5 protein-coding genes and 1 pseudogene are annotated in these 6,651 nt (G+C 70.9%); all 6 read left to right on the forward strand.

What is annotated here, in order from left to right:
• Nucleotides 1-62: 62 nt before the first annotated feature.
• The gene (locus ACWDZ6_RS31290; protein ID WP_366735781.1) at nt 63-689 is read left to right on the forward strand and encodes an NUDIX hydrolase; all 627 of its coding nucleotides are present in this window, start codon (nt 63-65) and stop codon (nt 687-689) included.
• Between the two features lie 161 nt (nt 690-850).
• Nucleotides 851-2,881, forward strand: a complete 2,031-nt coding sequence (locus ACWDZ6_RS31295) for a tetratricopeptide repeat protein (RefSeq protein ID WP_451505513.1) — start codon at nt 851-853, stop codon at nt 2,879-2,881.
• Nucleotides 2,882-3,024: 143 nt separating this feature from the next.
• Nucleotides 3,025-4,140, forward strand: coding sequence for an alanine dehydrogenase (gene ald, locus ACWDZ6_RS31300; protein ID WP_326655142.1), 1,116 nt, complete (start codon nt 3,025-3,027; stop codon nt 4,138-4,140).
• 382 nt (nt 4,141-4,522) lie between these two features.
• Complete coding sequence (locus ACWDZ6_RS31305) at nt 4,523-5,668, forward strand: ParA family protein (protein WP_326648989.1); 1,146 nt, start codon at nt 4,523-4,525, stop codon at nt 5,666-5,668.
• The gene (locus ACWDZ6_RS31310) at nt 5,665-6,246 is read left to right on the forward strand and encodes a hypothetical protein (protein ID WP_389183384.1); all 582 of its coding nucleotides are present in this window, start codon (nt 5,665-5,667) and stop codon (nt 6,244-6,246) included. Before ACWDZ6_RS31305 ends, ACWDZ6_RS31310 begins: the two co-directional genes overlap by 4 nt.
• 48 nt (nt 6,247-6,294) lie before the next feature.
• Nucleotides 6,295-6,651, forward strand: a pseudogene (locus ACWDZ6_RS31315) (hypothetical protein); the annotation flags it as partial.

The raw sequence follows: 6,651 nt of genomic DNA on the forward strand, positions 1-6,651 counted from the left end.
GCCGGGGTAGGGGTTCTTCGGGACGCGTACCCCGGTTTCTGCTTGTGGTGTGGAGGACGTACATGGAGCTCAAGGACACCCCCGAGGAATGGCCGGTCATCGCGACCGCGACGCCGTTCAGGGGCAACAAGACCAGCGTTCGCACCGACGATGTGGTCATGCCCGACGGCACCGCCGCGCGCCGCGACTACCAGGTGCACCCCGGTTCCGTGGCGGTCCTCGCGCTCGACGAATCCGGGCGCGTCCTCGTGCTGCGCCAGTACCGGCACCCCGTGCGCCACAAGCTCTGGGAGATCCCGGCAGGTCTGCTCGATGTGCCGGGCGAGAACCCGCTGCACGCCGCACAGCGCGAGCTGTACGAGGAGGCGCATGTCAAAGCCGAGGACTGGCGAGTACTGACCGACGTCTACACCACGCCGGGCGGCTGCGACGAGGCCGTACGGATTTTCCTCGCCCGCGATCTCTCGGAGGCTGAGGGGGAGCGCTTCGAGGTTTCCGAGGAGGAGGCCGACATGGAGCTGGCGCGGGTCCCGCTCGAAGATCTTGTCCGCGATGTGCTCGCCGGAGATCTGCACAACAACTGCCTGGTGGTGGGCGTGCTGGCGCTGACCGTCGTGCTGAACGGCGACGGCGTCGACACACTCCGTCCGGCCGAGGCGCCGTGGCCGGCGCGCCCGTTCGAGGCCTGAGCGATTTCTGGTCGGACAATCCGCTGATCCGATCGGGCGATGCCTCCGCCGCGCTCTTCCGGCTCTGCCGCGATCGTTGCAGAGCGTGAACTACGCTCGGATCGCCCGCGCGGAGTCCCTTGCGGGCTCGGCTCGTGCGCGGACTGACGGGAGCGTGGCCCGTGACGGATCAGGCGGTGGACGTGGGCGGCCCGGCCGAGGCGCAGTCGGGCCGATTCTTCGGGCGCCAGCGCGAGTTGAGGTCCCTGCGGGCCGATATCGAGCGGGCCGGTCTCGACACCATCTCCGGGCGCAAGGCTCCGCGTGCCCGGGTGCTGCTGATCGCCGGGCGGCCAGGTTCCGGGCGCACCGCGCTCGCCGAGGAACTCGCGCGCGAGGTCGCCGCCGACTACCCCGACGGGGTACTGCGGGCCCGGCTGACCGAGCCGGGCGGGCGGCGGGTCCCGATGGAGCGGGTGGCCCGCGAACTGCTCGACTCCCTCGGTATCGCGTCGCCGCCCGGCGCCGGCGAGGACGAGCTGACCTGGATGGTGCGCGAGGCGCTCACCGTACGCCGGATGCTGCTGCTCCTCGACGACGCCGGGGACGCGGAGCAGGTCGACCCGCTGCTGCCCGACAACCCGGACTGCCTGGCCGTGGCCGTGGCCGAGGGCCCGCTCACCGGCATTTCCGATGTACGGCCGTGCACGCTCGGCGGCATGGACTCCAAGTCCGCGATCGAGCTGCTGGGCACCTTCACCGGATCGGTGCGGATCACCGTGGATCCGCAGGCTGCCGAGTCCATCGCGGAGGAGTGCGGCGGGCTGCCCACCGCGCTGGTCCTGGTGGGTGGCTGGCTCGCCGCCCGGCCGAGGGCATCGGTCGCCGATGTGGCCAAGCGGCTGCGGGCGCTGCCGGACGACGGTGAACAGCCCAAGGTAGGCCGGCCGCTGGCCCGTGCCTTCCGGCTGGTCTACGAATCCCTGCCGCCGTCGGCCGCCGGGATGCTGCGAATGCTGTCGCTCGCGCCCGGCGGGATCGCCGACGGGCACACCGCGTCCGCGCTGGTCGGATGTTCGGTGCAGTCTGCCGAAGCGACCCTCGGCGACCTCGCCGACCTGGGATTCCTGCGCTCCGCCGGTGACTACTACGAGCTGCCGGGTGCCCTTCTGCCGCTTGCGCGCACCCTGATGCGGGCGCACGACCGCCCGGCCGATGTACAGCTGGGCCGGGCGAGGATGCTGGAGCGGACCGTACGGCAGCTGCACTCCTGCCGGGCGATCACCGAGCCCGACGGCTCACCGGCCCGCAAGAAGCTGGCCGGTCTGCCGCGCGAGCTGCGGTTCTCCACCGCGCCGGCCGCCGCCGAGTGGCTGGCGATCCGGTTGCCCGCCCTGCTGGCCTCGGCGCGGATCGCGGTCGAGGACGGTGGGCTGGACACCTTGGCGCGGCGGCTGGTCGCGGCCCTGGTCCGGGCGCTGGCCGCGCATCGTGGCACGGAGGACGCGGCTCCCGAGCTTTACGGACTGCACCAGCTGGTGCTCGGCGTTGCCGAGCGCCGCGGGCTGCACCGTGAACAGGCCGCAGCCCTGCTGAATCTTGCCGATCTGGACGTATCGACCGGCCGTACCGAGGAGGCGCTGGCCCGCTACCGGGCGGCCCTGGACGCCGGACGTGCCGCGAACGATCCCTACGCGACCGGCCGCGCGATGGAATCCGTGGGGGGTGCCTACCAGGAGCTGGAGGACTGGCAGCGGGCCGCGGACTGGTACGGCCGGGCGCTCGCCGAGCGGCAGGCGCGCGGCGAGTGGGCCGACGAGGCCCGGCTGTATGGCCGGCTGGGTGCCGTGCACACCTATGCGGGGCGCTACGGCGAGGCGCTGCGCAACTGGCGGGCGGCGGTGTCCGGCTACCGAAGGCTCGGCGATCTCCCGTCCCGGGCAAGGGCGTTGAGCGAGGTGGCGCGCGTACAGGAATACGCGGGCCGGCCGGAGGACTCCTTGCACACCTGTCATGAGGCGGTGGAGCTGGCCCGGCAGACCGGGGACGCACGGTTGCAGGCAGCGTTGCAGCTCAGGCTGGCCGACACCCTCGGCCGGCTCGGCGACCCGACAGCCGCCAGGCTGCACCGCGCCATGGCCGAGAGGCTGCTAGGGCCAGAGGGCACTGAGGGTTCTACCTACGAAATCCGTAGCGCTTCAGCCGAAGATTAATGCTTTGTAAGGCTAGACAGCACGAAGTCCTTCATTAGACTGGCTCCGCCACATGTTCTCGTGGTGTCTTCCGGTACGCCATGCGTATCCGGGTATGTATGGCATTGCCCCCTTATACCCCTGAGTCAAGGACCGTGATCGACGTGAAGGTCGGCATCCCCCGCGAGGTCAAGAACAACGAGTTCCGGGTGGCGATCACCCCCGCCGGTGTGCACGAGCTCGTGCGCCACGGCCACCAGGTCTTCATCGAGCAGAACGCCGGTCTCGGCTCCTCGATCACGGATGACGAGTTCGTCGCCGCCGGTGGGCAGATCCTGCCCACCGCCGACGAGGTCTGGGCCACCGCCGACCTGTTGCTGAAGGTCAAGGAGCCCATCGCCGAGGAGTACCACCGCCTCCGCAAGGACCAGACGCTCTTCACCTACCTGCACCTCGCCGCATCCCGCGAGTGCACGGACGCGCTGCTCGAGTCCGGCACCACCGCCATCGCGTACGAGACCGTGGAGACCGCCACCCGCGCGCTGCCGCTGCTCGCCCCGATGTCCGAGGTCGCCGGCCGTATCGCCCCGCAGGTCGGCGCGTACCACCTGATGCGCCAGGCCGGCGGTCGCGGCGTGCTGCCCGGTGGGGTCCCGGGTGTCCACGCGGGCAAGGCCGTCGTCATCGGCGGTGGCGTCTCCGGCTGGAACGCCGTGCAGATCGCGGTCGGCATGGGCTTCCACGTCACGCTGCTCGACCGGGACATCAACAAGCTGCGCGAGGCCGACAAGATCTTCGGTACGAAGGTGCAGACGATCGTCTCGAACGCCTTCGAGCTCGAGGCGGCCGTCGTCGAGGCCGACCTCGTCATCGGCGCCGTTCTCATCCCGGGCGCCAAGGCCCCGAAGCTGGTCACCAACGAGCTCGTCGCCAAGATGAAGCCCGGAAGTGTACTTGTCGACATTGCAATCGACCAGGGCGGCTGCTTCGAGGACTCGCGTCCGACCACCCACGCCGACCCGACCTTCGTGGTCCACAACTCGGTCTTCTACTGCGTCGCCAACATGCCCGGCGCGGTGCCGAACACCTCCACCCACGCGCTCACCAACGCGACGCTGCCGTACATCGTGGAGCTCGCGAACCGTGGCTGGGTCGAGGCGCTGCGCCGTGACCCGGCGCTGGCGCTGGGCCTCAACACCCATGACGGCCAGGTCGTTTACGGTCCGGTCGCGGAGGCCCACGGCCTGGCCAGCACCGAACTGAGCACGTTGCTCGGCTGACGCGTCAACGCGGCTCGTCAACATCATGCCCGCGGCCGGACCTTGCCGAGCAAGGTCCGGCCGGATGTGTATCCGACCGCTTTTGCGAGACTCGCTCAACTCGCCTCGAACGTAACCCTTTAACCGTTTCGCACACCCTCGAAACGTGCGGGCCGGGTCATGCCCGGAGTCCGGAGCACCCTTGACAGAAGGGTGTTCGGTTGCCGACACATCGGGCCGGGTCCGGCGGATTGTGTTGCTGCGGACCGGTGACACGCCATAGAGTCGCCAACCGTCGGCATGGTGCCACGCTGACCTATCGATAAGTTTCCTGGTCACGTCCAAGGAGGTAAGACGACTTGTGAATGAGTCGACATTTACTCCCGGGGGTGGTCAACCGGGAATGCCTGCGAGGGGCCGGGTCCCGTCAACAGAGCAGTCCGGGCTCGAGGCTGTCGGCTCCGTCGCTGTCCGGACCTTCGCGACACAACCGCACACGACGCACATGACGACAGCCCACACGATGAAGATGATGGACGGCCAACACGTGAACGCCATGGCCGGCAACGAGAGTGGCCGAGAGTCCACCCACTTCGCCGCCTACCAGGAAGTCCCCGAGGGGCACTTCTACGACCCCGACGCCGAGTACGAGCCCGACCCCGAGTACGCGGCCACGCTCGCCCCTGACGCCGCGCGTCAGCGCCGCGAGCGGATCGGCCCCACCGGGCGGCCCCTGCCGTACTTCCCGATCCCGGGCCCGCTGACCGATCACGGTCCCGCGACGATCATCGCGATGTGCAACCAGAAGGGCGGCGTCGGCAAGACGACGTCGACCATCAACCTGGGCGCCGCGCTCGCGGAGTACGGACGGCGTGTGCTGCTCGTCGACTTCGACCCGCAGGGAGCCCTGTCGGTCGGCCTCGGCGTCAACCCGATGGAGCTCGACCTCACCGTCTACAACCTGCTCATGGAGCGGGGCATGTCGGCGGACGAGGTGCTGCTGAAGACCGCCGTGCCCAACATGGATCTGCTGCCGAGCAATATCGATCTCTCGGCCGCGGAAGTGCAGTTGGTGAGCGAGGTCGCGCGCGAGTCCACGCTGCAGCGTGCGCTGAAGCCGCTGCTGCCGGACTACGACTACATCGTGATCGACTGTCAGCCCTCGCTGGGCCTGCTCACGGTGAACGCGCTGACCGCCGCGCACAAGGTGATCGTGCCGCTCGAGTGCGAGTTCTTCGCGCTGCGTGGTGTGGCGCTGCTGACCGAGACGATCGAGAAGGTCCAGGAGCGGCTCAACCCCGACCTGGAGCTCGACGGAATCCTCGCCACGATGTACGACTCCCGTACGGTGCACAGCCGGGAGGTGCTGGCGCGGGTGGTCGAGGCGTTCGACGATCACGTCTACCACACGGTGATCGGCCGGACCGTGCGCTTCCCGGAGACCACGGTCGCCGGTGAGCCCATCACCACATACGCATCGAACTCCGTCGGCGCCGCCGCGTACCGTCAGCTCGCCAGGGAGGTGCTCGCCCGGTGTCACGCCGAGTGAGTCTGCCCGGGGCCGACGAACTGTTCCGTACGACCGGGGGCATGGCGCTCCAGTCGTCGTCCCCGCGGCGGCAGGCGAACGGCGAGGCCAGGGTGCCGGCGCCGGCAGGCGAGAGCGATCCGGCCGGGGAGGGGGCGGCTGAGCCGTCCTCGTCGTCCGGGGCCTCCTCTTCCTCGCAGGAGCACTCCGCGGCGGACGCGGACGCCCCGGCGGGAGGACGCAGCCGGGGCGCGGAGGCCGGCCAGGCCGCGCCGGCCGGCGGTGCCACGGGCCGCCGCCCGCAGGACGCCGCCGCGTCCGGAGCCGCCGCCGTGTCGCCGACCGGACAGACGCGCCGCCGGCAGCGCGGCGCGAACCGCCGGCCCAGTGGCCGTGAACGGCACGACGAGAAGATCACGGTCTACGTCTCGGCCGAGGAACTGATGGACCTCGAGCACGCGCGGCTGGTGCTGCGTGGTGAGCACGGGCTGGCCGTCGACCGCGGGCGGATCGTCCGCGAGGCGGTGGCGGTGGTGCTGGCGGATCTCGAGCAGCGCGGCGACGCGAGCATTCTCGTGCGACGCCTTCGCGGCCGCTGACGGTAGCCTGCGCGCTGCCCTGCCTGCTCCTTTTGCCCCTGGACCGCGATGCCGCCGACCGACGACTCCACCCGCCCGCCCCGCCGCTCCCTGGGCCGCGGTCCCGGCACGGACCGGGGCGGGTCGCCCGCGCCTGCCGTGCCGGCCCAGGAGGGGCTGGAGCGGGGCGGTGCGGACGGGGACCGGGCAACGGTGACGCCGGGTGAGCCCACCGCGCCTCTTCCCGCCATGTCGACAAGCGGCCCGGCCGCGGGCGCGGACGAGCCCCAGGACCCCGGCAGCCCGCTGCGCGGGGACGACGGTCCCTCCGGCGGGCCGGAGGCGGTCGCCGAACCGGTGGCGGCTTCGGAGCCGGGCCGGGGTGAGGCAGAGGACCCCGGCGGCCCGCCGCGCGGCGGCCGCCGT

The organism is Streptomyces sp. NPDC002926, assembly GCF_053591755.1.

Bases quoted from the DNA above. Each gene is read 5' to 3' on its own strand.
- ACWDZ6_RS31305 (WP_326648989.1), top strand. From the start codon at position 4,523: ATGCCTGCGAGGGGCCGGGTCCCGTCAACAGAGCAGTCCGGGCTCGAG.
- ACWDZ6_RS31290 (WP_366735781.1), top strand. From the start codon at position 63: ATGGAGCTCAAGGACACCCCCGAGGAATGGCCGGTCATCGCGACCGCG.